This is a genomic window from Micromonospora sp. NPDC049102 (assembly GCF_043197485.1).
Taxonomy (GTDB): domain Bacteria; phylum Actinomycetota; class Actinomycetes; order Mycobacteriales; family Micromonosporaceae; genus Micromonospora.
Genome location: NZ_JBICTE010000016.1, coordinates 20,761 through 45,098, shown reverse-complemented (window position 1 = coordinate 45,098; position 24,338 = coordinate 20,761). Strand labels below are relative to the sequence as shown.

General features: G+C 72.3%; 22 protein-coding genes and 2 pseudogenes. 8 read left to right on the top strand and 16 right to left on the bottom strand.

The features are described from left to right. Nucleotides 1-73: 73 nt before the first annotated feature. A complete protein-coding gene (locus ACGFH9_RS17410; protein ID WP_393220078.1) occupies nt 74-2,848 on the bottom strand; it encodes a tetratricopeptide repeat protein in 2,775 nt (924 codons plus the stop codon). A 255-nt stretch (nt 2,849-3,103) separates the two neighbouring features. Here ACGFH9_RS17410 and ACGFH9_RS17405 point away from each other — a divergent pair, with 255 nt between their 5' ends. The 3 genes from ACGFH9_RS17405 to ACGFH9_RS17395 all read left to right on the top strand — a co-directional run bounded on the left by ACGFH9_RS17405 (nt 3,104) and on the right by ACGFH9_RS17395 (nt 5,121). Continuing rightward, the gene (locus tag ACGFH9_RS17405; protein ID WP_393220076.1) at nt 3,104-3,649 is read left to right on the top strand and encodes an alpha/beta fold hydrolase; all 546 of its coding nucleotides are present in this window, start codon (nt 3,104-3,106) and stop codon (nt 3,647-3,649) included. Between the two features lie 630 nt (nt 3,650-4,279). Next, nucleotides 4,280-4,729, top strand: a complete 450-nt coding sequence (locus ACGFH9_RS17400; protein WP_393220074.1) for a hypothetical protein — start codon at nt 4,280-4,282, stop codon at nt 4,727-4,729. After that, a complete protein-coding gene (locus ACGFH9_RS17395; protein WP_393220072.1) occupies nt 4,726-5,121 on the top strand; it encodes a hypothetical protein in 396 nt (131 codons plus the stop codon). Before ACGFH9_RS17400 ends, ACGFH9_RS17395 begins: the two co-directional genes overlap by 4 nt. A gap of 13 nt (nt 5,122-5,134) precedes the next feature. On the opposite strand, the gene ACGFH9_RS17390 is transcribed toward ACGFH9_RS17395, so the two are convergent. Then, entirely contained in the window at nt 5,135-5,647 is a 513-nt protein-coding gene (locus ACGFH9_RS17390; RefSeq protein WP_393220069.1) for a hypothetical protein, read from the bottom strand. Between the two features lie 137 nt (nt 5,648-5,784). On the opposite strand from ACGFH9_RS17390, the pseudogene ACGFH9_RS17385 reads away from it, so the two are divergent. After that, a pseudogene (locus tag ACGFH9_RS17385) lies at nt 5,785-6,024 on the top strand (helix-turn-helix domain-containing protein); the annotation flags it as partial. A 49-nt stretch (nt 6,025-6,073) separates the two neighbouring features. Here the strand turns inward: ACGFH9_RS17385 and ACGFH9_RS17380 are convergent. The 5 genes and pseudogenes from ACGFH9_RS17380 to ACGFH9_RS17360 form a co-directional block, all read right to left on the bottom strand. Further along, nucleotides 6,074-6,841: a TetR/AcrR family transcriptional regulator gene (locus ACGFH9_RS17380; protein WP_393220067.1), complete on the bottom strand. Its 768-nt coding sequence runs from the start codon at nt 6,839-6,841 to the stop codon at nt 6,074-6,076. Between the two features lie 12 nt (nt 6,842-6,853). Further along, nucleotides 6,854-7,009, bottom strand: coding sequence for a hypothetical protein (locus ACGFH9_RS17375; RefSeq protein WP_393220235.1), 156 nt, complete (start codon nt 7,007-7,009; stop codon nt 6,854-6,856). 74 nt (nt 7,010-7,083) lie between these two features. Beyond that, nucleotides 7,084-7,143, bottom strand: a pseudogene (locus ACGFH9_RS17370) (cyclase); the annotation flags it as partial. Nucleotides 7,144-7,325: 182 nt separating this feature from the next. Then, nucleotides 7,326-8,960: an MFS transporter gene (locus ACGFH9_RS17365; RefSeq protein WP_393220064.1), complete on the bottom strand. Its 1,635-nt coding sequence runs from the start codon at nt 8,958-8,960 to the stop codon at nt 7,326-7,328. Continuing rightward, complete coding sequence (locus ACGFH9_RS17360) at nt 8,954-9,649, bottom strand: SDR family NAD(P)-dependent oxidoreductase (protein WP_393220062.1); 696 nt, start codon at nt 9,647-9,649, stop codon at nt 8,954-8,956. The genes ACGFH9_RS17365 and ACGFH9_RS17360 overlap by 7 nt, the downstream gene beginning before the upstream one ends. A gap of 144 nt (nt 9,650-9,793) precedes the next feature. Here ACGFH9_RS17360 and ACGFH9_RS17355 point away from each other — a divergent pair, with 144 nt between their 5' ends. The 3 genes from ACGFH9_RS17355 to ACGFH9_RS17345 all read left to right on the top strand — a co-directional run bounded on the left by ACGFH9_RS17355 (nt 9,794) and on the right by ACGFH9_RS17345 (nt 12,899). Beyond that, a complete protein-coding gene (locus ACGFH9_RS17355) occupies nt 9,794-11,083 on the top strand; it encodes a histidine kinase (RefSeq protein WP_393220059.1) in 1,290 nt (429 codons plus the stop codon). After that, a complete protein-coding gene (locus tag ACGFH9_RS17350) occupies nt 11,071-11,736 on the top strand; it encodes a response regulator (RefSeq protein WP_393220057.1) in 666 nt (221 codons plus the stop codon). Before ACGFH9_RS17355 ends, ACGFH9_RS17350 begins: the two co-directional genes overlap by 13 nt. A gap of 101 nt (nt 11,737-11,837) precedes the next feature. Next, the gene (locus ACGFH9_RS17345) at nt 11,838-12,899 is read left to right on the top strand and encodes a Gfo/Idh/MocA family oxidoreductase (protein ID WP_393220056.1); all 1,062 of its coding nucleotides are present in this window, start codon (nt 11,838-11,840) and stop codon (nt 12,897-12,899) included. Nucleotides 12,900-12,902: 3 nt separating this feature from the next. On the opposite strand, the gene ACGFH9_RS17340 is transcribed toward ACGFH9_RS17345, so the two are convergent. The 6 genes from ACGFH9_RS17340 to ACGFH9_RS17315 all read right to left on the bottom strand — a co-directional run bounded on the left by ACGFH9_RS17340 (nt 12,903) and on the right by ACGFH9_RS17315 (nt 19,218). After that, the gene (locus ACGFH9_RS17340; RefSeq protein WP_393220053.1) at nt 12,903-13,145 is read right to left on the bottom strand and encodes a hypothetical protein; all 243 of its coding nucleotides are present in this window, start codon (nt 13,143-13,145) and stop codon (nt 12,903-12,905) included. Between the two features lie 186 nt (nt 13,146-13,331). Then, nucleotides 13,332-13,562 (bottom strand): winged helix-turn-helix domain-containing protein, encoded by a 231-nt coding sequence (locus ACGFH9_RS17335; protein ID WP_393220051.1) that lies wholly within the window; start codon nt 13,560-13,562, stop codon nt 13,332-13,334. Nucleotides 13,563-14,076: 514 nt separating this feature from the next. After that, nucleotides 14,077-14,298, bottom strand: coding sequence for a hypothetical protein (locus ACGFH9_RS17330; protein ID WP_355050387.1), 222 nt, complete (start codon nt 14,296-14,298; stop codon nt 14,077-14,079). A gap of 158 nt (nt 14,299-14,456) precedes the next feature. Further along, nucleotides 14,457-16,016 (bottom strand): hypothetical protein, encoded by a 1,560-nt coding sequence (locus tag ACGFH9_RS17325; RefSeq protein WP_393220048.1) that lies wholly within the window; start codon nt 16,014-16,016, stop codon nt 14,457-14,459. A 119-nt stretch (nt 16,017-16,135) separates the two neighbouring features. Then, nucleotides 16,136-18,040, bottom strand: coding sequence for an AAA family ATPase (locus ACGFH9_RS17320; RefSeq protein WP_393220045.1), 1,905 nt, complete (start codon nt 18,038-18,040; stop codon nt 16,136-16,138). A gap of 86 nt (nt 18,041-18,126) precedes the next feature. After that, complete coding sequence (locus ACGFH9_RS17315; RefSeq protein WP_393220043.1) at nt 18,127-19,218, bottom strand: NYN domain-containing protein; 1,092 nt, start codon at nt 19,216-19,218, stop codon at nt 18,127-18,129. 224 nt (nt 19,219-19,442) lie between these two features. Between ACGFH9_RS17315 and ACGFH9_RS17310 the strand changes: the two genes are divergently transcribed. Further along, a complete protein-coding gene (locus ACGFH9_RS17310) occupies nt 19,443-21,482 on the top strand; it encodes a glycosyl hydrolase family 28-related protein (RefSeq protein ID WP_393220040.1) in 2,040 nt (679 codons plus the stop codon). 41 nt (nt 21,483-21,523) lie between these two features. Here ACGFH9_RS17310 and ACGFH9_RS17305 read toward each other — a convergent pair whose 3' ends face one another. Genes ACGFH9_RS17305 through ACGFH9_RS17295 form a run of 3 tightly spaced genes read right to left on the bottom strand, consistent with a single transcriptional unit; the run spans nt 21,524 to nt 24,303 of the window. After that, nucleotides 21,524-22,099, bottom strand: coding sequence for a hypothetical protein (locus ACGFH9_RS17305; RefSeq protein ID WP_393220038.1), 576 nt, complete (start codon nt 22,097-22,099; stop codon nt 21,524-21,526). A gap of 14 nt (nt 22,100-22,113) precedes the next feature. Then, nucleotides 22,114-23,205: a cellulose binding domain-containing protein gene (locus ACGFH9_RS17300; protein WP_393220035.1), complete on the bottom strand. Its 1,092-nt coding sequence runs from the start codon at nt 23,203-23,205 to the stop codon at nt 22,114-22,116. A gap of 48 nt (nt 23,206-23,253) precedes the next feature. After that, nucleotides 23,254-24,303, bottom strand: coding sequence for an NAD(P)H-dependent flavin oxidoreductase (locus tag ACGFH9_RS17295; RefSeq protein WP_393220032.1), 1,050 nt, complete (start codon nt 24,301-24,303; stop codon nt 23,254-23,256). Nucleotides 24,304-24,338: the final 35 nt, after the last annotated feature.

The following is a 24,338-nucleotide window of genomic DNA, read 5'->3' as shown; positions in this document are numbered from 1 at the left end:
GCGTCGGCGCACGGGCTTGGGCGCATCTTGAACGAGTCTTGACACCGACGCTCGACGACCCGTGGGGAGACGGTCAGGCTTCGAGGTCGCGCAACGTGCCGGCCACCGTATCGGCGTTCGGATGGTCGAGTTCGCGAAGGATGGTCACCGCCTGCCGCAGGAAGTCCCGCGCCAGGTCCGTCTCGCCGGCGGCGGAGTGGCTCGCACCCAGATGGGTGAGGATCTCCGCCTCGTTGTACCGGTCCCGGAAGTTGCGGACCAGCTTGAGAGCCCGCTGATAGCAGGCGTTGGCCTCCGCGTACCGGCCAAGGTGGTGGTACACGTAGCCCAGGCTGTCCCAGGAGCCCGCCTCCGCGTGCTGGTCGCCGACCTCCTGGTCGAGTTCGACCGCCCGCTCGCAGTACGTCAGTGCCGCCCGATGGTCACCGAGCTGTGTGTGCAGCCAACCGACGTTGTTGACGGCCAGCGCCTCCCCGGCCCGGTGTCCGGCGTCGCGGTAGAGCTGCAGGGCCAGTTCGTTGTGCCGGAGCGCGTCGGACCACCGGTCCTGCTGGTTGTGTGCCCAGCCGAGACCACGGTGGGTGTGCGCCTGGCTGACCGGATCGCCCAGCTCCTCGAACAGCGCGAGAGCCGCCTGGTAGTGCCGATGTGCCTCGTCGAGCTCCCCGAGCTGTGTGTGGGCCACCCCGAGACTGCGGTGGGAGCACGCCTGCCAGCGCCGCTCGCCCAGCCGGCGGGCGGCACGCAACGCCGTGAGCTGTGTCGTCGTCCAGTCGCGCCAGTGCCCCTGCTCGTCGAGGTGACTCTCCAAGGTCCAGGCCAACTGCCAGGTGTACGCGTCGAGCCCGTCCCGCGCCGCCCGGTTCAGGACGCCGAGCAGCACCGCGTGCTCGGTCTGGAACCAGGCCAGCGCCTGCGCCTGGTCCGCTACCGGGTCGAGGATGAGCTCGGACGCCGCCGGCGGGAGCGTGATCGGCTCGCGTGCCGGGTCGAGCAGACACGCTGCCGCGTGCGCGGTGTGCAGGTAGTGGTCGAACATGCGACGCAGGGCGGCCTGCCGGGTGTCCGGGAGGTCGCTCTCGATCTGCTCGGCCGCGTACAGGCGTACCAGGTCGTGCAGGCGGTAGCGGGTCGACGACTGCTGGTGGACCAGGTGCGCCTCGTACAGTTCGTGCAGCAACGGCCGGGTCTGCTGCGGGGGCAGGCCGTTGAGGCTCGCCGCGGCTCCCAGGCTGACCTCGGTGCTGGGGGCGAGACCGAGCAGCCGGAACATCCGGGCCGCCCGGGGTTGCAGCGCGCGGGTGGAGGCGGCGAAGACCGCGCGCAGATCGGCGGTCAGGTCGCCGGTGGTGAGGGCGTCCAGGCGCGTCGCCTCCTCGGACAGCTCGTCGACGAGCGCCCGGAGCGGGAGGTCAGGGTGCATGGCCGCGCGCGCCGCGACGATGCTGAGGGCCAGGGGCAGGCCGTGGCACCGGGCCAGCAGCGCGGAGACGCTGTCGGGTTCGTGCGCGAGGAGTCGCGGCCCGAACCGGCGGGACAGCAGGTGGTACGCCTCGTCGTCGGTCAGCACGTTCAGGGTGAGCCCCTGCGCGCCCTGTGCCACGAGTCCGCCGAGACGACGACGGCTGGTCACCAGGACGGTACAGGTGGAGCTGCCGGGCAGCAGCGACGCGACCTGCTCGGTGTCGTGGGCGTTGTCCAGCAAGATCAGCATCCGCCGGCCCGCGATCAGGGTGCGGTACAGGGCCGCCTGCGCGTCCAGGCCGGTCGGGATCGCCTTGGGCGGCACGGCGAGGGCGTCGAGGAATCCGCGCACCGCCACCGGCGGTGGTACCGGCTCGGCGGTGGGGTCGAAGCCCCGGAGGTTGACGTACAACTGGCCGTCGGGGAAGCGGTCCAGATTGTCGTACGCCCAGCGCAGGGCCAACCAGGTCTTGCCGACGCCGCCGGTCCCACCGATCACCGCGACGGCGACGGCCTCGGCGTCCTCGGCCTGACCCAGGACGAGGTCGGACAGTGTGGCCCGTTCGCGGACCCGGCCGGTGAACAGCGGAGGTGGGGCCGGCAGTTGCCGGGGCGTCGGAGGGGGCGCGACCGTTGCGGTCGTCGGCGCGGCCAGCGCGGGGTCGCCGTTGAGGATGCCCAGGTGCAGTGCTTGCAGGTCGGGGCCGGGGTCGACGCCCGTCTCCTCCGCCAGGACCCGCCGCAGCCGGTCGTAGTGCTCCAGCGCCTCGGCCTGCCGGCCACAGCGGTAGAGGGCGCGCATGAGCTGCCCGGCGAGGCGCTCGTCCAGCGGGTGGGCCGGCGCCTCCCGCAGCAGATCCGGCAGCAGGGCCGCGTGCAGGCCGAGGCGCAGCGCGGCGTCCGTGCGGTCCCGCTCGGCGGCCAGCCTCTCCTGCGTGAGAGCCTCCCGCGTCTCGTTGAGCCATGGAGTGTCCAGCCGGGGAAACGGCTCGCCACGCCACAGGCCGAGGGCCTCGTCGAAGCGGCGCAGTGCCTCCTCGTCGTCGTCCACGGCACCCGCCCCGGTGACCAGCTCGCGGAACCGGTGCAGATCCACCGCGGCCGGGTCCACGGTGAGCAGGTAGCCACCCGAACGGCGGGAGATGGTCACGCCGTCCGCGTCGGCGAGGCAGGACCGCAGCCGGGACAGGTAGCTGTACAGCGAGTTCACGGCGCGCCGTTGGCGATGGTCGGCCCAGACGCGGTCGAGGAGTTGGTCGACGTGCACGACGCGGTTCGCGTCGAGGAGCAGGACCGCCAGGACGCTGCGCTGCCGGGCGTGGCCCAGGTCCACCCACTCGCCGTCGATCTCCGCCTCGACCTCGCCGAGCAGCCTGAACTCCACCGACACCGTCCCCCGCTGTCGCACATATCCGCCCTGACCAGGCGATTCAAGATTTGTTCAAGAAACTGCTTCAGCCTACCCGGCGACATTCGCGGACCCGAATGGCGAAGGTCGCCGGTCTAAGTGCTGGGACGGCTGAGGCGGCAGGCACTGATCCGACGCTGACCGTCCGCTGATCACCGCCGGGCAGGCTCGACGACGTACGACGGCGACGGGCATCTCCCGCGCCGACCCGCTCACCAGGAAGGCCGACCCGTGCAGCCGAGGATCAACGGATTCGACTACCAGCGCGTCACCGTCGCCGACGGCGTGACGCTCGCCGCCGCCGTCGGCGGCTCCGGGCCACCGATCGTGCTGTTGCACGGTTTCCCGCAGACCCACCTCATGTGGCGGCACGTCGCCGCCGACCTCGCCGCCGACCACACCGTCATCTGCCCCGACCTGCGCGGTTACGGCGAGAGCGACAAGCCGGTGGACAGCGACGGCACCGTGTACGCCAAGCGGACCATGGCGGCCGACATCGTGGCGCTGGCGGGGGCGCTCGGCCATGACCGCTTCGCCCTGGCCGGGCACGACCGGGGCGCCCTGGTGGCGTTCCGCGCCGGCCTCGACCACCCGGCGGCGATCAGCCGACTGACCCTGCTCGACGTGCTACCCACCCTGGACATGTGGGACGTGCCGCACGGTGTCAGCGCCTCTGTCGCCTTCCATCTGCACCTGATGGCACAGCCGCCCGGCCTGCCCGAGAAGCTGATCGCCGGGAGCGCGGACGCGTTCTTCGGCCACTTCCTCGACGTCTGAACCCGCGACCCGGAGGCGCTGCCCGCCGACGTGCGCGCCGCGTACCTGCGTGCCTCCCGCGACGCGGTGCCCTCCAGCGTCGCCGACTACCGGGCGTCCGCGGGGATCGACGTGGCGCACGATGAGGCCGACCGGGCGGCCGGCAACCAGCTACGGATGCCGGTGACCGTGCTGCAGCAGGACTGGTGTGCCGCGCTCGGCTACGACGCGGCGGCGGTGTGGCGTGCCTGGGCCCGGACCTGGAGCACCGGACGGTCACCTGCGGACACTTCATGGCGGAGGAGGCGCCAGCCATGGTGGTCGGGGCGCTGCGCGGCCACGGGGAGTTGGATATCCGACACTGAGAGTAACGAGCGCCCAAGGCGCGGCCGGGCTACCGCAGGCAGCCCGGCCACGCCCCCCTCGAAGGGCCCTGACCTGCGGAAATGCGACGTTACACCAGGTGGACGCCAACCGGTCAGCGGTGATACACAGGCAGATATCGGCGACCAACGACGGCACGTCGGTCCCCCTCTCGACCATCGACCGTTCCCCACCGCCCCGGCTACGGACTGACGCGCACGTGGCTCTCCACCGGGCACCGACCACGGCCGCTGGCGGACACGGGGGTCTACGACCAGAGGAGTCGCCGTGAGGTATCTGCGTATCCGGTCCCGCCACCAGCCGTACGAGGTCGCTGTCCTGACCACGGCACCCGTCTGCGGCATCCTGATGATGGTTCTCGACGTCCGGCCGACCTCCGTGCAGACGTCCATGCCGGCGCCGGTCCAGGTCGCCTGGGAGATCGGTCTGATCACGGTGGGCGCGTTCGGGCTGCTGGGCATCCTGTGGCCCGGGCGGCTCTCCACCGGGCTCGGCATGGAACTCGCGTCGCTCCTGGTGCTCGGCACGATCACCGGCATGTACGCGGTGGCCCTGGTCGCCCTGTGGAGCCAGCAGACCCTGGTCGCCGCGTCGTTCGTCGTGGCGGTGACGATCGGGTCGCTCTGGCGGGCCGCGCAGCTCGCCGTCGACCTTCGCCGCATGGTCCGTGCTTGTGAATGTGCAAGCCACGAAGAGCTACAGGGAAGTGTCCCGTGAACAACTCCCCCGCACCGGCGGCACCGCACTGGGTGCAGGTGACGCTCAGTGTGTTCGGAATCCTCGGCGGTTCGACAGGTCTGGCCGCCATCGCCACCGTGCTGGTGCAGCGAGGCAAGTTCAAGGCCGACGCCGCCGACACCCTCACCGAGGCCGCCCTCACCCTGGTACAACCGCTGCAGACCAGGATCACCGAGTTGGAGGGTGAGGCGTTGCACTCCCGCTCCGAGCTGGGGACGCTGCGCGAGCAGGTCAACCAGTTGCAGTTCGTCGTCCGGGTGCTGACCCGCACGCTGGACCGGTGGCGGGCCGCCATCCGCGCGCCGGACGCCACCCTGCGCAAGGTACGGACGGTGGTCGCGGAGTCCGACCGGCTCCACGAGGACCGCTGAACGGGGATCCGGTTCACTGTGGTTCCACCGCACCGGCGCCACCGAGTCGGCCAACGAGTTCCCGTACGGCCGCCCGGAACTCGGGATCGGACTCGCCCGGGTGGTGTCCGCGCAGCGGTGGTGCCCGGCGTTCACCCGGTGCCGGCAGCAGATGCTCCGGGTCCCGCAGCCGTCGGTCCACACGACCGGCGGGGTCGGTGGCCTCCGGCGCGGGATCTCCGGGCCGGTGCGCGGCGAAGACCCAGCCGCCGACCGGGTCGGTGTCCCGCCACAGGTTGATCCACCGCCATCCGACGCGCTCCCCCACCTGGCGCAGCACCGTCGAGTCGAGGTGCGCGGGGAAGAGCCGGGCGTAGAGGCGGTCCAGCGGAGAGCCATAGGTGAGCAGCGCGACCCGACGACGCGTGTGCGGTGGCAACCGCAGCACCGCGAGGGCCAGCAACGCCGAGCCGTGGCTGTGCCCGCACAGCAGCACACCGGCATGCCGTTCGGTCAGGTGGCCGATCCGGTCGGCCAACTCCGGCACCGCCCGGTCGGCGTAGCTGGCGGGCGCCGCTTACCCGACCCACCGTCACCCGGCCGGTCGGCGATATCCGGGTTACCGGTTCTCCTGGTAGTGGCAGGACCAGGCTGGGCTGCGGCGGACCCTCCTACGATGGGCTGGTGAGCACGGCCGGCCCGCTGGGCGAGTACCTGCGTGCCCGGCGCGAGCTGGTCGGGCCGGGTGACGTCGGTCTGCCGGCGCACGGCCGCCGACGGGTGCCCGGTCTGCGACGCGAGGAGCTGGCCCTGCTCGCCGGCATCAGCGCCGACTACTACCTGCGGTTGGAGCAGGGCCGGGACCGCAATCCGTCGGCCCAGGTGCTCGAGACGCTGGCGCGGGCGCTGCTCCTGGACGCGGAGGCCACCGGTGGGCGCGGCGGAGGCGGACGGGTAACACCCGACGTCGGGGTTACCGGTCGGCCGCCCGCTCGGCGACCACCACCGAGATGCCGTCGAGGACGCGTTGCAGGCCGAACTCGAAGGCGTACTCCGGGCCGTAGGCGGCACCGTGCTGCTGGCCGGCAGCCGTGCCGACCCGGGACGCGGTCGGGTAGCTGTCGGGGTTCAGGAACGTCTCCAACCAGGGCGCCTGCGACTGCCACCACTGGCCGTCGGTCATGCCGGTCTCCCGTTCCAGGTCGACCACCTCGGACGCGGCACGCGCGGAACTCTTCACGTGCCCGAGCACGAGGGTGAGGACCGCGTCCATCTCGACGTCGGTGAGCCCGATGTCGGCGACCGCGCCGAGTTCGTGGTCGTACTTGGCCATCAGGTTCGGGCCGAGCACCGGGCGGGTCGTCTCGGCCCGCACCATCCACCGGTGTCGCTGGTATAGCGCCAGGTTGTCGCGGGCGATCCGCTCCAGACGGGCCCGCCAGTCGCCCTCGACGGCGGCGCGCGGCATCTCGCCGTACGCGGTGTCGATCATGACGTCGACGAGTTCGGCCTTGCCCGGCACGTAGGTGTAGACCGACATCGTGCCCACACCCAGCGCCTCGCCGACCCGACGCATGGTCAACGCGTCGAGACCCTCGGCGTCGGCGATGTCGATCGCGGCCCGGACGATCCGGTCGACGCTGAGCCCCTGCCCTGCGCTGCGGCTGGTCGGTTCCCGGGTGCGCCAGAGGATGGCCAGGCTGCGGGCTGGGTCCGCGGTCGGCTTACGCTCGGTCGCCATGGTGCGGCCATCCTAACAACGCGGGCGTACGCGGTACGCCAGCCGACCGGTGCCGGCGGGGCCCTCCTCACCGAAGTACCGGGCCACGGCCTGGCCGAGCTTGCCGCCGGGGATGTCGTACACCAGCAGCACGTGCACCTCCGTGCTGACGCCGTCGGGGGCGGGCACGAACCGCCGATGCGCTCGCCGGGCACCTCGTCGGTGATCTCGGCGTCCCACTCGACGCTGCGGTCGAACGGCGCGCTCGCCGTCCAGTGACTCGTCTTCTCCCCGGTGACCCGCACCTCCTCCAGGTGAGCCATGAAAGTCGGCAGGTGCTCCAGGCGACGCCAGAAGGCGTACACGTCGCCAGCCGGTTGACGAATGGTCGTCGTGGCCAGCAGATCCATGATTCCCTCCCCTCTCTTCAGGCCTCACCTACCCCGAGAGTGACAACCTGCACATACGACGGACAGAATTCGCCCACAAGTTGGGCGTACCCAGGTCAGAGCCCTTCGCGGACGTCGGACAACCGCGGCCCGGCGGCGGCCGGCACGAGATGACGTGCCTGCGGGACGCCGTCGGTCAGCTCCCGGGCCCGCTCCTCGGCCTCGCGGTCCTCGCCGGTCAACCGGCCCCCGTGCTGGCGCAGGTGCTCGTCCCACGACGGCACCAGGTACACCTCGACGAACCGGTCCGTCGTCTCGGCCGGCCGGAACAGCCCCCAGCGCATCGCGCCGGTCCGCTGCCGGGCGCCGCGCACGACGTCCATGGCCGCGAGGAACGGCTCTGTGCGCTCCGGCCGGACGGTGTACTCGACAGTCACCAGCACCGGTCCCACGCCCGGGTCCGGCTCGTGCGCCAGGTGCAGTTGCGGCCAGTAGGCCGCCGGTTCACGGTTCACCGACCGCAGGTCCGGCAGCGGCCAGATCCGGCTCGTCACGGTCCCGACGAACATCAACGCCGCCGCCGCGAGGTAGGCGAGGACCAGCCCGCCCATGTCGGCCACCAGACCCCACGCCAGGGCGCCGACGGCCTGCCCGCCGGCGAAACACACCTGGTAGACCGCCAACCCCCGGGCCCGTACCCAGCTCGGCAGGAAGAGCTGCATCTCGGCGTTGACGTTGGCCAGCACCGTCACCCAGGCCATCCCGGCCGGCAGCAGGGCGAGCAGCACCAGCGGTACCACCCGCACGGTGCCGAGGACCGCCAGCGCGACGGTGAACAGCGCGCCGGCGATCAGCAGGAGCTGGTTCGCCGACAGGCGGGTACGGATCACGGCCAGAAGCACACCGCCCGCGATGGCACCCACCCCGAGGGCGGCCAGCAGCAGCCCGTACCCGCCGGAGCCCAGCCCGAGCCGCCGGGCCGCCACCAGCGGCAGCAGCGCCCACAGCGCGCTGGCCGGGATCACGAAGACCAACGCGCGGCGCAGCAGCCGGCGCACGATCGGCGAGTGACGTACGTAGCGGCTGCCGGCCCGCAGCGCGGCGGCGAACCGCTCGGGCACCTCGACGGCACGGGCGGTGCCCGGACGCCAGCGCCACAGCGCGACCGCGAAGATGGCGAACGCCACCGCGTTGATCCCGAAGACCGGGGCGACGCCGGTCCGGGCGATCAGGACACCCGCCACCGCCGGTCCCACCGCCCGCGCCACGTTCACGCTTATCGAACCGAGCGCGGACGCCGACCGCAGCTGCTCCTGGGGCACCAGCTCCGGAATCACCGCCGACCAGGCCGGCAGGGTGAGCGCCTGCCCGACCCCGAACGCGAAGGTGAGGGTGAGCAGCAGGGCCGGCGGCATCCGGTCGGTCAGGGTGAGCAGGGTCAACGCCACCGCCACCGCCACCAGGAACAGCTGCACGGCGATCAACAGGTGTCGGCGGTCGAAGCTGTCGGCCAGCACCCCGGCGGGCAGCGCCAGCAGCAGGATCGGCAACAGGCTGGCGGTCTGCACCAGCGCGACGAGCGTGGAGGCGTTGGGGTGGTGGATCAGCAGCCACTGCGCGCCGACGGTCTGCATCCAGGTGCCGATGTTGGCGGCGAGCAGGGCCAGCCAGAGGTTGCGGTAGACGGCCCCGCGCAGGGGCGCCCACGCGGAGGCCGGACGGTCCCCCGCACCGGTCCGCGCCGTTACCACCGCCCGTCCGCGCGCAGCACGCGCTCGCCGGAGACGTAGAGGTCGTCGGGTTGCAGCAGCAGCAGCCGGACGACCTCGGTGGCGACCTGCTCGGGCAGGGCGTACACCTCGTCGAGGAACTCCGCGCCGACGCGTTCCTGCAGGCGGGTCGGCATCGGCCCCGGGTGCAACTGCATCACCTTGACCCGGTTGCTGTGCTGGGCCTCGGCGAGTGACTCGACGAGGCTGCTGCCGTAGCTCTTGGTCGCCCGGTAGACCGGGATGCCGGGACGGGGAGCCGCGAGAGCCAGCGCGCCGATGTACACCACGTTCCCGTAGCCCTGCCGCCGCAGATGCTCCAGCGCCTCCCGCAGCAGGTACGTCGTCCCCAGGACGTTGATCTCGACGGCCCGCCGGATGTGCTCCACGGTCAGGTCGCCGAGGTCACCGCCCGCCCACATCGACGCGCAGGCCGCGACCCCGTCGACGGTGCCGTAGCGCCCCACCACCTCGGCGAACGCGTCCCGGACCTGCTCGTAGGAGGAGACGTCGCAGACCGCTCCGTCGCAGCCCAGCTCGTCGGTCGTCGCCGCGACCTCGGCCGGCACGTTGCCGAACACCACGACGCGGTGCTCGTCGAGCAGCAGCCGGGCCACCGCGAGGCCCAGCCCGCTGGTACCGCCGACCACCACGAAGGTTCTGGCACCCATGTCACTCCAGCCGCCGCAGGTCACGCCCCGCGCGTCCTTCCCGTTTCCGGGCTCAGCACACCCCCGCCGGTAGTGCTGGACATACCCGGAAGAGGGGATCTGGACGGCTGGGACGGCCGGTGGCCGCCGATTAGCGTCTGCGGCATGACCTCGGAACACCCCCGCCACCTGGCCGCGACACTGCGCCGCCGCGACTGGCTGACCTCCGCCTGGCCCTGGCGCACGCTGGCCTACCTGGTCACCACCGTGCCGATCGCCGGCGTGCTCACCGTCGGGCTGCTCGTCATCGGCGCGCCCCTGCTGGCTGCGGCCGACGCCCTGCGACAGCACGGTCGGCCGCCGGAGATACCGCTGATGCTGTTCCTGGCGGTCGGCAGCCTCACGATGGTGGCCGTCGCGCCGCTCGCGAGCGTCCCGGTCGCCGCCGTCGAACGGTGGCGACTCGGCCTCGTGGACGGTCGTCCACTGCCCGCGTCGCGGTGGCCGGGACTGGTGGCCCGCTACCGCAGCGCGGCCGCCTGGCGGGAGGTGGCGTACCTGTTCTGGCTGGGCGGTGTCGTGCCGGTCGCGTACTGGCTGCTCCTGGTGCTGGTGCTGCTCGACGTCGGGATGGTCACCAGCCCCTGGGTGGTCGGCGAGGCCGATCCGGTGGTGATCTGGCGCCCGATCGAGAGCACCGGCGAAGCCGTCCCGTACGCGATCGTGGGTGTGCTGCTCCTCCCGGTGCTCGTCTACCTGGCGGGGCTGCTCGCCGCCGTCCAGGCGGCCGTGGCCCGGTGGGCGCTGGCCAGTCCGGTCGACGCGGCCGCACTCCGCGAGGTCGCCCGCTCCCGGACCCGGCTGGTCGGCGCGTACGAGGCGGAACGGCGTCGCATCGAACGGGACCTGCACGACGGCGCGCAGCCCCGGCTGACCAGCCTCACCCTCCAACTGGGCCTGGCCCGGCTGGACGTACCCGAGGACTCCCCCGCCGCCCGGCCCCTCGCCGTGGCGCACGACCAGGCGCGCGGGCTCATGGTGATGTTGCGGCAGTTGGTGCACGGCATCCGGCCGCAGAGCCTCACCGACCTCGGTCTCGCCGACGCCGTACGCGAGGTGGCCGACGCGTCCCCCGTCGCGGTCACGGTGCACGCCGACCTCGACGGTGACCTGCCGGAGATCGTGGAGATCACCGCGTACTTCGTGGTGTCCGAGGCCTTGGGCAACGTGGCCCGGCACGCCGGTGCGACCCACGCCGAGGTACGCCTCATGCGGGCCGGCGGTGACCTCGTCGTCGAGGTGTCCGACGACGGGCGCGGCGGCGCCGACCCCGCCCGGGGAACCGGCCTGACCGGCCTCGCCGACCGGGTCGCCGCCGCCGACGGCCGGTTGCTGCTGGCCAGCCCTCCCGGCGGGCCTACCCTGGTCCGGGTGGAGCTGCCATGTCGCCGGTGACCCGGGTGGTGCTCGCCGAGGACGAGGTGCTGCTGCGCGAGGGGCTGGTCGCGCTGCTGACCCGCTTCGACTTCACGGTGTGCGCGGCCGTCGGGTCGGCGCCCGAGCTGCTGGAGGCGGCTCGCGCGCACCGGCCCGATCTGGTGCTGACCGACATCCGGATGCCACCCGGTGGACGGAACGACGGGCTGCGCGCCGCCGTCGCGCTGCGCGCCGAGCGGCCCGACCTGCCCGTGGTGGTCCTGAGCCAGTTCGTGCAGACCGGGTACGCGGCGGCGCTGCTGGACAGTGGCGACGGCCAGCGGGTCGGCTACCTGCTCAAGGACCGGGTGGCCGAGGTGGCCGAGTTCGTCGACACGCTACGCCGGGTCACCGACGGCGGCACGGCCATCGACCCGGACGTGGTGCGGCAACTGCTGCACCGACCCCGCGACCCGCTCGCCGCGCTCTCCGCCCGGGAACGGGAGGTGCTGGCGTTGCTGGCCGAGGGCCGCTCCAACGCGTCCATCGCCGCCCGGCTGCACGTCACCGAGGCCGCGGTCGGCAAGCACGTCGGCAACATCCTGCTGAAGCTCGACCTGCCGCCCAGCGACGACACCAACCGCCGGGTGCTCGCCGTGCTCACCTATCTGCGCGCCGACCCGGTGGGCTGACCAGCGCCGGGCCCGGGCCGGTCCCGGGTCGGGCCCGGCGTAGATTCGACCACCGGCACCGCCGCCGGTCCAGGGCGCGGGCCAGGAGAAAGGGGTACGGCATGGCGGAGGCGCTACGGGTCGGTCTGCTGGGATACGGGCTGGCGGGTCGGGTCTTCCACGCTCCGCTGATCGCCGCGACACCCGGGCTGCGGCTGGACGCCATCGTGACGCGCGATCCGCAGCGGCGCGAGCAGGCCCGCCAGCACTTCCCGGACGCCCGCCTGGTCGACGACGCCAACGAGCTGTGGCGTACACCCGACGCTCTGGACCTGGTCGTGGTCGCGACGCCGAACCGGCAGCACGTGCCGATGGCGCGGGCGGCGCTCGCCGCCGGCCTGCCGGTCGTCGTCGACAAGCCCCTGGCACCCACGGCCGCCGACTCCCGGGCGCTCATCGAGGAGGCCGAGCGGCGGGGTGTGCCGCTGACCGTGTTCCAGAACCGCCGTTGGGACGGCGACTTCCTGACCGTCCGCGGGCTCGTGGAGCGGGGCGAGCTGGGACAGGTGCTGCGCTTCGAGTCCCGGTTCGAGCGGTTCCGTCCCGCGATCAAGCCGGGCTGGCGGGAACTCGCCGGGACCGAGGAGGCCGGCGGCGCCCTGTTCGACCTGGGCGCACACCTCGTCGACCAGGCCGTGCAGCTCTTCGGCGCCGTCGAGCGGGTCTACGCCGAGGTCGACCGCCGCCGCGCGGGCGCCCAGGTCGACGACGACGCGTTCGTGGCGTTGACCCACGCCAACGGGGTGCGCTCGCACCTGTGGATGGGAGCGATCACCGCTCAACTCGGCCCGCGACTGCGGGTGCTGGGCGACCGGGCCGGCTACACGAGCTACGGGCTGGACGTGCAGGAGGCCGCGCTGCACGACGGCGGCCGACCGGACCAGCCCGGCTGGGGCGAGGTCCCGCCGGAGCGGTACGGCCTGCTCGGCGTCGACGGCGACCTGCACCCGACGCCGACGGTGCCCGGGGCGTACCAGAGCTTCTACGCCCAGGTGGCCGCCGCGCTGCGCGACGGCACGCCGATGCCGGTGGACCCGCGCGACTCGGCCGCCACGGTCGAGCTGATCGAGTTGGCGCACCGCTCGGCGGTCGAGGGCGTGGTGCTGCCGGTCCCGACCGCCTGAGCCTTACTCCGTCTCCTGCTCGGACGAGGCCTCCTCCTGCTCGGAGGAGGCCTCGTCCTGCTCGGAGAGGGCAACCTTCTGCTCTGAGAGAGCTTCGTCCTGCTCGGAGAGGGCATCGTCCGGCACGCGGGCGTCGTCGTCGGTCAGCGCGTCGTCCGACGGGGCGACGAGGTCGGCGAGCCGGCGTTCGGCCTCCCGGACCTCCTCGTCGAGCCGAGGGTTGTCCTCGTCGGGACCCTGCGACATGGGCGACCTCCATCGCGCGCGGACCGCCCCTGACTACCCGGCCTGCCGCAGGGAATGCGCCCACCGGACCTGGCCGCTGGGCTTGATCGCGCGCCTCTGGCTTGATCAATTGATGCTCAGCAGTTCCAGGAAGCCTCACCGAACTGGTGAGCATCAATTGATCAAGAACTACAACGGAGGCGCGGATCAGGTGGGCAGATCTTCGGCGACCCAGAGGCCACGACCCTGGAGGCCCACCACCAGACCACGCGTCTGCAGGACGATGACCGCCCTCTGGACCGTGGTCACGCTGACGTCGTAGAGGGCGGAGAGCTCGTTGTACGTGGGCAGCCGCTCACCCGGCGCGTACTCCCCACTCGCGATGCGTGCGGCGAGGTCCTCGGCCACCTCGCGGTATCCGCTGGTTGGTATGGGCATGTGAAGGTTCCTTCGTTCGGCACCATCCATCGGATCACGCCGATCACACCCCTTCAAGACCAACATTGCCTTAGGTACTAAAGGTCCCTAAGCTCAAACGAAGGTGGTCGGTTCCTTCGTTCGGCAAGCGGTGGAGCCTGGCCCCGACACCCCGGCCAGGGGATCGGCGATCCGGTCGCCGCCCTCTGGGCGGGGCCCATCGTGACATCGCGAAAGGTGCCGATCATGCCGATCGACGAACCCGTGTCCAGGGCCACCGAACTGTTCACCGCCAAACGCGTACTCGACGCCCATTGGACGGATGCGCTCGACTCACCATGGCGATCTGGTGGGTGCTTGGAGTGCAAAGGCCGGGACGACTGTCCTCAGCTTGACTGGGCGTCGGCGCTCGCGGCAGAGGTCGCCTCGGTCATGTTTCGGAAGCGGTGACCCGAGAGGACGGGTGAAGGGGTGGGGTCGAGCACCGGGTGGGCCGGGGAGCGCGGGGGGCGTGCCGGCCCGACCCGGTGCCGGATCAGCGCTGCTTCAGCTCGCGCCAGGATGGGTGCGTACCGCGCCAGGCGTCGGCGAGGATGGTCGCCGAGGCCCGGCTGGGGCACTGCTGCACCCGCTCACGGCCCGACGCCCCACCGATCTGGGCGCGGACCTCCCAACCTTGCCCGTCAGTACGGATGTACACGTCCCTGCGCCCGCGCGGGGTCGTGTCACCGTTCCACCAGTGTTCCTCCACCTTCATTCGCCGACCGTATAGCAATTTTCGCGCCGGGGGTACGGCGCAGGTGAGCATATAACGGGCTGTTAGCCACAATGCGGGCGCACTTCCACCTGTGCGGGCGACGGGGAGGAACCGCATCGGCGATTCCTCCCCGTCCTGAGCGATGGATCAGCCCCCCGTCACATACCGCTGAGTACGCCAGCCAGGGTGCTCGCCAACTTGTCCTGCCCAGAGGGGCTGGGATTCGGCGATCCACCCTCTGCGGTGATCTGAATGTCACTCGGAGTGATCGGCGGCGGGAACGCCACCCGCACGGCCGGGTCGAACGGGACACCCATCTGGATGGCCCAGTTGAGGTCGCTGATCACGGTTCGCACGCTTCCCACCCAGAGTGGGTCGATCAGCGGTTGCAGGGTCGACACCGGAGCCGAGGGCAGGTACGAGTGCAGCCCGGTGGGCAGCAGCGACTTGAGCTTGGCCCAGCCGTACTGGCCGATGTCGATGTTCGCCGGGGTGATGTCGTAGTACAGCATCCACACCACCTTGTCCGCACCGGCGCCCAGCAGGGCGTTGACGATCGTGGTCGCGTCGGCGGTGATGCCGGCGTACTGCGCGGGGCCGTTGTAACGCGGCACTCCGATGTTGATGTAGTAGTCCTCACCGACGGGCAGGTCGAGCCAGAAGTTGCACCCGCCGCCGTTGGTGACGATGCCCTGTTTGCCGCCGACGGCCGCCCACTCGAACCGGAAGACGCCGTACGGGTTGAGCGTCTCGGCCGAGAACTCGAGCGCGCGACACATGGCGAGCCGGGTCAGGACTGTGGTCCAGTTGGTGTTGTTCACCCCGCCGGTGGTGAGGTGGTACGCGTTGTGTTCGTCCGCCTTGGCCTTGGCGATGCGCGCGGTGGCGAGGCCGAGCGGGCTGGCGACGCGGCCCCAGCCGTTGCCGCAGGCGTCCGGACCGGCGCGACCGGCGATGATGTCACCGGTGCCGTACCCGGTGCGCGCGTAGTTGTCGTAGTCGACGATGCTGCCGTCCATGTCGAAGTAGCGCCGGCCGTAGCTGTAGACGCCGTTGTTGCCGGGAATGCCCCGATCGTCGAACGAGGTCATCGGGCAGCCGGGCCCCACGCCGAAGCCGAACTGGTGGTGCGACGAGCTGATCGAGTCCCCGGTGAGGGTCAGGACCGTGTCGTCCTCGACGGTCTGCACCTCGCGGCAGCGGATGCGGTCCTTGTTGGCGTCCACGAGGGTGGACGGAGAGGAGCTGCCCGACGGCGACATGCTCCCCGAGGGCGACGCGCTGCCCGAGGGGCAGGGCGAGTCGCTGGGCGACGAGGTGGGTGAACCGCTGGGCGAGGCAGTCGTGGTGGGTGCGGTCGCGGTCGTGCCGGGGGCGCGCTGCGCGACCGGCTCAGCCGTCACCGGCGACTGGGTCTGCCGGGTCGGCGACGCCGACGTCGAGGCCGAGGTCGAGGCCGAGGCCGAATCGGTCGGGGTCGGGCAGTCGTCGGCTGCCGCCCGATTCTGGGTACGGATCTGCGCGAGCCGCGCCTCGACCTCGGCCGGCAGCTTCCCGCCCGGCTTGACGCACGGGTCGAGCAGCCAGGTCGTACCCTCCAACTCGCGGGTGCAGGGCGGCGCGTCGTACGACACCGCTGCCGGGGCGGCGCTCGCCGGGGTGGGCGAGGCGCCCCCGGCGGTCGGGGCGACGACCGCGGTGAGGGTGGCCACCGCCATCGCCATCCCGGGGCGAAGAGAACATTGTGGAACGACCTGGTGGGTCGCGGTCCTGGTGGTCCGCTTGCGTCCAGTTGGCTCATGCCGTCCTCCAGGGACTGAGTGCACCGGTAGGTGTGTTACCGCACGGTAGGGAGGCACGCGGTAATCCGGCTGGACAGGGCGACCGCAAGCAGCGCGACGTCCCGCTCGCGGCGGGTCAGCGTCGCCTGCTCGACGCCCGGAGCGGTCGCCGCGAGTAGGGGCGTCCGCACGCCCCGGCAGGCTTCGGCCAGCGTCGCGGCCCGCTGCGCCACCGCCAGGCGAGGTCGACCCCGGCGGGCGTACGCCCGTGCGGCCACGCCGACCGCCTCGGCGGCGAGCAGAGTGTGCCCGCGGGCGACGAGGTCGTCCGCCGCCGCCTCCAGGGCCGGCCCGTCGTCGTGCAGCAGACCGTCGGCCGCGCCCGCGAGGGCGGCGGAGCCGGCGGGAGCATGTCGAACGCCTCCTGGCTGCGCGCCTGGTACTGCAACACCCGGGCCAGCGACCACTGCGCCTCCCCAACCCTGCCCAGCGTCGTACGCCGTGCGGGCCAGACGCTCGGCCAGGTCGATGTCGAACCGGTCGATCGCCTGCCGGGCGGCGGCCAGCGCGATGCCGGGATGCCGGGATGCCGGGATGCCGGGATGCCGGGATGCCGCGATGCCGGGATGCCGCGATGCCGGGATGCCGCGATGCCGGGATGCCGCGATGCCGGGATGCCGGACGCTGCCGGAGCGCAGTTGCCACATCCCGGCGACCAGCGCGTCGTCACGTCGACGCAGGGGCATGCGCGCCAGCACGTCGGCTAGGCCGTGTGTCAAAGCCCCTGGCCGGCCTGCGGAGGCCGAGAGGACCGGCCTTTCGGCCGCTGGTGAACCGTCGCTCGCGGGCCCGTGGTCCGGCCGGATCGGAGCCGCCCGCTCCATTGAGGGTGATGCCTGTGGGTCATCAAGATGACTCACAGGCATCACCCTCATCGTGGTGTCCGCCGTCCGCCCCTCTGCTCGACCGAGGACCTTGACACACGGCCTAGCTGCCCGAACACGGTCCGGGACCGGCTGGCGGGCATGCTGGCGCGCAACGCCTCGCCGTAGAGCGGGTGGGCCATACGCAGGGCGGTACGGGTGCCGGAGCGCTCCGCGACCACCATGCCGCTGCGCTCGGCGGCCTCGATGGCGGCGGGGTCGACGAATCGTTCGAGCAGCGCCAGGGCGAGAGGTTCGCCGCAGGCGACCACCTCCAACACCTGACGGGCGGCCGGTTTCGAGGGCGCGCAGCCGGGCGCTGACCAGCTCGGCCAGCCGTGGGCTGCCGGAGTCGGTGCCGCGCCAGCGCCAGACGCCCCGTGACTCCTGCAATCCGCCGGTCTCCATCGCGTCGGCAAGCAGTTCCCGCAGCAGCAGGGGGTTGCCGTCGGCGAGTTGCCGCAGCCGGCGGCGGCTGAGCGCATCCAGCGGACCCGGCGCGGCCTCGTCGAGCAGGTGGTCCACGGCGGTTGCGGGCAGCGGACGCACCTCCAGCCGGCCGTCACCCGTCCACAGTGAGGTGAGGGCGTCGGACAGCGGTTCGCCCGCGCGGACCGTCGCCACCGCCACCGCCAGACCGTGCACGGCGAGCTGGTGCAGCAGCCCGGCGGACGGTTCGTCGAGCAGGTGCGCGTCGTCGATGCCGATCATGACCGTGCGGCCCGCGCTGCGCCGTGCGAAGTCGCGCTCCACGGTGACGACCAACCCCATCGGGTCGGCGTACGGTCGACTCGGCGCGGGGATGAGGTGGGAGACCGCGCCGAACGGGATCGAGCGGGCCGCGCCGGTGGCCGAGACCCAGTGACACTCCACGCCGCTCTCGCCGGCCCGCGCCAGCGCCTCGCGCAGCAACCGCGTCTTGCCCACCCCGGCGTCGCCCACCAGCACCAGGCCGGGCACCCGCGCCGCCACGACATCCTCGATGGTCTTCAGCTCGACGTCGCGGCCGTCGAGTGTCCATTCCCCATGTCCCGGCATGACGACCCTCACCTCGCCCTCGGGGCAGCCCTGCCGTCCACCCTATGGGCAGTCCCGACACTTCCGCTCGACAGCGGTCGATGCGCTCAGGCCGGAGTGGTGAGCAGGTAGTCGTCCGCCTCCGGGCTCCACCGCAGGTCCACCGCGCCGCTCGTGGCGGCGGCCTTGCAGAACTGCAGGAAGCTGCGGTAGCCGAGCTTCTTCTCGCTGAAGTCGGGCCGGACCCGGCGCAGCTGGTTCTTCAGGCCGGAGAGCGCCACCGGGTTGCCGGCGCTGCCGAGGTCACCGACCACTCCCCGGAGCAGGCCGAAGGCCACCTCCCGGTCGCCGTGCTCGGGCAGCGACACCTCGGGGTCGCCCTTGGCGGGCCCCTCGGCCAGGTCGACCACGTTGTGCTCGGCGAGGTGGCGCAGCAGTTCGCCGAAGGTACGGAAGCCGTAGTCGGACTCGCTGAAGGTCGGGTCCTTGCGCAGCAGGGTGCGCTTGAGCCGGGAGGCGGTCACCTCGCCGCTCGCGTTGCCCTGCAACCCGGCAACCGTCTGGGCGACCTGTACGGCGAGCGCGTCGACGTCCCGGCCGGGCTCCTCGCCCACCGGTCGGTTCTCCACCTCCGGCTCGAACTGTTGCTCCGGCTCGGGCGGTCGCTGGTCGGGGCCGGGTTGTCGGGTCGGGCGAGCCTGTCGGGCACGCACGGGCGGGATGTCCACGCCCTCCAGCCGGTCGTAGTACAGGAACTCGTCGCACGCCGGCGGCAGCAGCGCGGACGTGGACCCCTCCACCCCGACACCGATGACCCGCTTGTTGAGCTCGCGGAGTTTGTGCACGAGCGGAGTGAAGTCACTGTCGCCGCTGCAGATGACGAAGGTGGAGATGTAGTCGCGCTCGAAGGCCAACTCGATCGCGTCGACGGCCATCTTGATGTCGGCGGCGTTCTTACGGGACGCGCCCATCCGCTGCGGGATCTCGATGAGTTCCACGTGGGACCGGGTGAGCATCCGGCGGTCCTCGTCGAAGTACGACCAGTCGGCGTACGCCCGGCGCACCACGACCCGCCCGCGCTCGGCCAGCGCGTCGGCGATCGGCCGAAAGTCGAAGGCCCCGCCGCCACGGTGGTCGCGGGCCCCCAACGCCAGGTTCTCGTAGTCGAGGAAGAGGGCGATTCGGTCTTCGTGCTCCACGCGGCTCACCCTACGCCGGTCGTACGGGGTCGGGACGCACGCGACGCGCCGCACCTCAACTCATCAATCGTCCAATTCTTGCGGGTTATCGGTCGCCTCTTTTCATTCTTCGATTGTTGTCTTGCAGTGCGATGTTCGGTGCTGCATTATGCAGATCAATGTCGGGCGTCCAGGGGAAACGCCGGGCGGACCTCCACCACCACCCCCACCCAGGAGGGTCACCGATGTCTCGCAGCATCCTGCCGGCGCGCGGACGCCCGGGCCGCCGCCCGGTCGCCGCCACCGTCGCGCTCGCGACCGGCCTCGCCGTGCTGGTCGCCGGACCCGCAGTGGCCGCCGCCGGCCCGGCCGCCGCACCCGGCACGCAGCCGGTCGTCACCCGTGCGGCGCTCGATCCGGCGCTGGTCGCCGGGCGTGGCGCCGACGTCGACTTCCTCGAACAGGAGGCCGAGAACGCCCGAACCAACGGCGAGGTCATCGGCCCGGACCGGTCCGCCTACACGCTGCCCGCCGAGGCGTCCGGCCGCCGGGCCGTCCGCCTGACCCCCGGCGAGTACGTCGAGTTCGTCCTGCCCAGCGCCGCGAACGGGATCACGGTGCGGTACAGCATCCCGGACGCCCCCGCCGGCGACGGGATCACCGCGCCGCTGGGTGTCGCCGTCAACGGCAGGCACGTGCGCACCATGACGCTCACGTCGCAGTACTCGTGGCTCTACAACCAGTACCCGTTCACCAACGACCCGCAGGCCGGCCTGCTGCACCCGGACTGGTGGATCACCGAGTGCCAGTGCGTGCCGGCGGCCACCACCCCGTACCCGAGCATCACCAAGCCCTTCCGGCCCACCCACTTCTACGACGAGCAGCGGCTGCTGCTCGGGCGTACCTACCGGGCCGGCGACAAGGTCAGGCTCACCGCGCCGGCCGGCAGCGCCGCCGCGTGGACGGTCATCGACCTGCTCGACTCCGAACTGGTCGCACCGCCGCGCGTACGGCTTCTCGCGGCGAACGTGCTGGCGTTCGGCGCCGACCCGACCGGCCGGCGGGATTCCGCCGACGCCCTGGACAAGGCGATCGCCTTCGCCCGGCGGGCGCACCTGAAGGTCTACGTTCCGCCGGGCACGTACCAGGTAGACCGGCACATCATCGTCGACGACGTGACCATCGAGGGCGCCGGCAACTGGTACACGACCTTCAAGGGGCGCGAGGTCGCCCTGTCGACCCCCGCGCCGGACGGCTCGGTGCACACCGGCGTCGGGTTCTACGGTCGCGACGCCGCCGACGGTGGCAGCCGCAACGTGCACCTGTCCGGCTTCGGCATCGAGGGCGACGTGCGCGAACGCATCGACACCGACCAGGTCAACGCGATCGGTGGTGCGATGAGCGACTCCACGATCGACGGACTGCACCTGCGGCACACGAAGGCGGGCCTGTGGTTCGACGGCCCGATGCGCAACGTCCGGGTCACCAACACGATCGTCGTCGACCAGATCGCCGACGCGCTCAACTTCCACACCGGGGTGACCGACTCGGTGGTCGCGCACACCTTCGTCCGCAACACCGGCGACGACGGCCTCGCGATGTGGGCCGAGAAGACCGCCAACGCCCGCAACACGTTCGACCACAACACCGTGCAGTCGCCGACGCTCGCCAACGGAATCGCCATCTACGGCGGCACCGACACGACCGTCTCGCACAACCTCGTCGCCGACCCCGTCCGGGAGGGCAGCGGTCTGCACGCCGGCGCCCGCTTCGGCGCGGAGCCGTTCGCCGGGTACCTGCGGTTCACCGGTAACACCACGGCCCGCGCCGGTACGTACGACCTGAACTGGAACATCGGGCTCGGCGCGATCTGGTTGTTCGCGCTGGACCGCAGCATCGACGCGGCCGTCGAGGTGACCGGCGACGCCTACCTGGACAGCACCTACAACGCGATCATGCTGGTCAGCGACTGGCCGGTGAAGGACCTCTACTCGATCCCCGACGTGCGCTTCCGCGACGTCCGGGTCGACGGCACGGGCACCTCGGTGGTCAGCGCCCGCACGGCCGGCTCGGCCTCGTTCGCCAACGTGGACGCCCGCAACGTGGGCGCGGTCGGCGTCAACAACTGCGGATCGTTCCACTTCACCCCGGCCGGCTCGGAGTTCACCCTCACCGACCTCGGTGGCAACGACGGCGGCTGGCTCGCGCCGTGGCTCCTGCCCAACACGATCACCTGCGACGACCGACCGCCGGTGTCACCGCCGCCGCCTCCTTCGCAGTGGTGAACGCGGTGGGCGGCCCGGTCGACCGGGCCGCCCACCGTCGTCTAGCGCGTGCGGACGTACGCCAGCGGCACGGCGGTCGACTGGCCATCCCAGGTGCCGCTCAGGGTGGCCCCCCGGGCACCGACCGCCCCGGCGACCGGCCGGCGGACGACGACCAGCTCCACCGCGTCGGTGACGATCACCGTGTCGTCCTCGTCGACGACCCGCCGGACGACGCCGACCTCGGGGACGTCCCCGCCGCCGTCGACGTCGATCGTCATCGTCGGCGGTCGCACCTCACGCCGGCCGTCGACCTCGAAGTACTGCTCGGCCTGACCGGCGCCGCTCAGGACGGCGTGGGTCAGCGCCGAGTGCTCCATCGTCCCGACCAGCCACTCGTCGGCGTCCTGGAGCGGCGCGGCGCGGTAGGTGAGCGGCACCTGGTGGACCGGCCCGTCTCCGGCGGCGACCAGGATCGTCTCGATGCCGACCTCGCCGGCCGGGTCGTCGAAGCGGTACGCCCCCCGACTCACCATCTCGACGCCGGTCGGCCCCTGGTACCAGGGTCGGCCGGGCAGCCAGGTCGTCAGCAGGTCGAGCTTGGTGGGGTGCAGCGTCGCCCGGTGCAGCAGTGCCATGCTCAGGAGCCTAGTCAGAACCCCGCGCAGGGGTTGCCACCCACCGTGCAGCTCTCGGGCTCCCGGGCCTTCGGTCGGCTGTCGCGGACGTCGAAACGGATCACCAGCGACCCGCCGGCCGGCAGGGCCGCGCCGGTGAAGGTGACCGCCTGCCCGTCCCTGGACCAGTCCGCCCCGTCGACGTCGCCGACGCTGCTGCCCTCGGCGAGGGTCACGACCACGACCCACTGCTCGACGGGCGCGGGCCCCGGGTTGTCCACCACCACCTCACCGGTGTAGCCGAACAGCCGGCTGGAGGAGGTGTCGTAGCGCGCGGCCAGCGGCGGTGGCGGCGGCAGCCCGGTCGGCGTGGCCGAGGGAGTGGGCTTCGCCGACGGGGTACGCGTCGGACGGGCGCTCGTCGGGGCGACGGTGCGCGACGGAGGGCGCGCCGAGGGCGTGACCTTGGGTTGCGCGGTCGTCGCCGCCGCCTCCACGACGCTCGGCAGCGGCGTCGGTGTCGCCGACGGGCTCGGCGCGGCCACGTGGTCGGGCTCACCGGGCAGCGTCAGCCACGCCACCGTCCCCGCCGCCAGCACGACTCCGACGAGCCCGACGACGACCGCACGCCGACGACGCCGAGCCGGGCCGGGCGTGCTGATCACCGGCAGTTCGGTGGTCATGCCGGCCTCGCCCCGTCGCAGGTCGACCTGCTGGAACGCGAGCCAGTCCAGAATGGCCGGTAGGCGTACGGTCAGCGCCTGCCGCAGCTGCTGCTCGCGGGCGTCGTGCTGCTCGTCCGACCAGGTCCCGTGCGTCGGCACCTCCCGCACGACCAGCCGACTGCCCTGCTTGCTGGAGGTGACGGCGCAGGTCAGCTCGGTGAGCCGACCGGCTTCGTCGCAACGCAGAGCCAGCAGCTCCGGCACCCGCCGCTCGGTCACCTCGACCTCGACGTCGGCGTCGAAGCCGGGCAGATCGGCCGTGTGCAGCAGCAGCCGGTCCGGTACTCCCTCCACCATGTCCGCCTCGGCGAACCAGCGGCCGAGCAACTCCCGATCCGTCAGTGCGAGCCAGACCCGGTCGGACGGGTGGGACAGGTCGACGTGCGCGCCGATCTCGATCACGGCGAGACTCTAACGGGTGGCCAGGAGGCTTGCGGGCCGGCGGTCCGCTCAGCCCCAGCGGGTCGCCCGCTCGACGGCCGCCGCCAGTGCCTCCCGGGCAGCGCTGCTGAGTTCGGCGACCAACTCGGCCGCCGGCACGTCCCGGGCGAGTGGGTGCGCCTGCCCGGCCCACAGATTGGCCACCGAGGCATCGCCGTCGCGTCGGGCGGCGGCGAGCAGCGGACGGGTCAGGTGCAGCACCTGCGGGTAGCCGACCGGCGCCTGCGCGTCGTGCGTCCGCAGGAACTCGTTGACCACGCCACGGGCCCGCTTGCCGGTGTACGCCCGGGTCAGCCCGGTCGGCTCGGCGCTGGCCACCGCCGAGCGGTGCAGCGGCGACGTGCCCGCCTCCGGGCAGCGCAGGAACGCCGTACCGAGCTGCGCCGCCACCGCCCCGGCGGTTAACGCCGCCGCCAGAGCGGGACCGTCGGCGATCCCACCGGCGGCCACCAACGGCCGGTCGCAGCCGGCGGCAGCCAGCCGGAGCAGCGGCAGCAGCGCGTAGTCGTCGTCGTCCGGCACGCCACCGCGGTGCCCGCCGGCCTCGGTGCCCTGCACGATCACGGCGTCGACGCCCAGTTCGGCGGCGGCGGTGGCCGCGCCCGGGCGGGTGACGGTGGCCCACACCTCGGTGCCCCGCTCCCGCAGCGCCGCCACGGCGGCGCGGTCCGGCAGTCCGAACGCGAAGGACACCACCGGGACCGGGCCCGCGAGAAGCGCGGCCATCTTCTCCGGGTACGCGTCGTCGCCGCCCACCGGCTCGCCGAGTGTCACACCGGCCTGGTCGGCCTGCGGGGCGAGCCGTCGCGCGTACGCCGAGATGGCGGCCTCGTCGACCCGGCCGTCGCCGGGAAGGAAGACGTTGACCCCGAACGGCCGGTCGGTTCGGGTGCGCACCTCGGCGATGTCGACGACCAGCCGGCCGGCGTCGATCATGCCGGCGGCCAGGAAGCCGAGTCCGCCGGCGGTGGAGACGGCCGAGACGAGAGCCGGCGTGGACGGACCACCTGCCATCGGTGCGACGACGATCGGGTGGCGCAGCGCGGACAGCACGGACATCCACCCATCCTGCCGTACCGCGTCGGTCCGCCTGG

Bases quoted from the DNA above. Each gene is read 5' to 3' on its own strand.
- ACGFH9_RS17345 (WP_393220056.1), top strand. From the start codon at position 11,838: ATGGCGGAGGCGCTACGGGTCGGTCTGCTGGGATACGGGCTGGCGGGT.
- ACGFH9_RS17355 (WP_393220059.1), top strand. From the start codon at position 9,794: ATGACCTCGGAACACCCCCGCCACCTGGCCGCGACACTGCGCCGCCGC.
- ACGFH9_RS17325 (WP_393220048.1), bottom strand. From the start codon at position 16,016: ATGGCGGTGGCCACCCTCACCGCGGTCGTCGCCCCGACCGCCGGGGGC.
- ACGFH9_RS17310 (WP_393220040.1), top strand. From the start codon at position 19,443: ATGTCTCGCAGCATCCTGCCGGCGCGCGGACGCCCGGGCCGCCGCCCG.
- ACGFH9_RS17380 (WP_393220067.1), bottom strand. From the start codon at position 6,841: ATGGCGACCGAGCGTAAGCCGACCGCGGACCCAGCCCGCAGCCTGGCC.
- ACGFH9_RS17360 (WP_393220062.1), bottom strand. From the start codon at position 9,649: ATGGGTGCCAGAACCTTCGTGGTGGTCGGCGGTACCAGCGGGCTGGGC.
- ACGFH9_RS17340 (WP_393220053.1), bottom strand. From the start codon at position 13,145: ATGTCGCAGGGTCCCGACGAGGACAACCCTCGGCTCGACGAGGAGGTC.
- ACGFH9_RS17295 (WP_393220032.1), bottom strand. From the start codon at position 24,303: ATGTCCGTGCTGTCCGCGCTGCGCCACCCGATCGTCGTCGCACCGATG.
- ACGFH9_RS17330 (WP_355050387.1), bottom strand. From the start codon at position 14,298: ATGAAGGTGGAGGAACACTGGTGGAACGGTGACACGACCCCGCGCGGG.
- ACGFH9_RS17335 (WP_393220051.1), bottom strand. From the start codon at position 13,562: ATGCCCATACCAACCAGCGGATACCGCGAGGTGGCCGAGGACCTCGCC.
- ACGFH9_RS17320 (WP_393220045.1), bottom strand. From the start codon at position 18,040: ATGCCGGGACATGGGGAATGGACACTCGACGGCCGCGACGTCGAGCTG.
- ACGFH9_RS17350 (WP_393220057.1), top strand. From the start codon at position 11,071: ATGTCGCCGGTGACCCGGGTGGTGCTCGCCGAGGACGAGGTGCTGCTG.
- ACGFH9_RS17305 (WP_393220038.1), bottom strand. From the start codon at position 22,099: ATGGCACTGCTGCACCGGGCGACGCTGCACCCCACCAAGCTCGACCTG.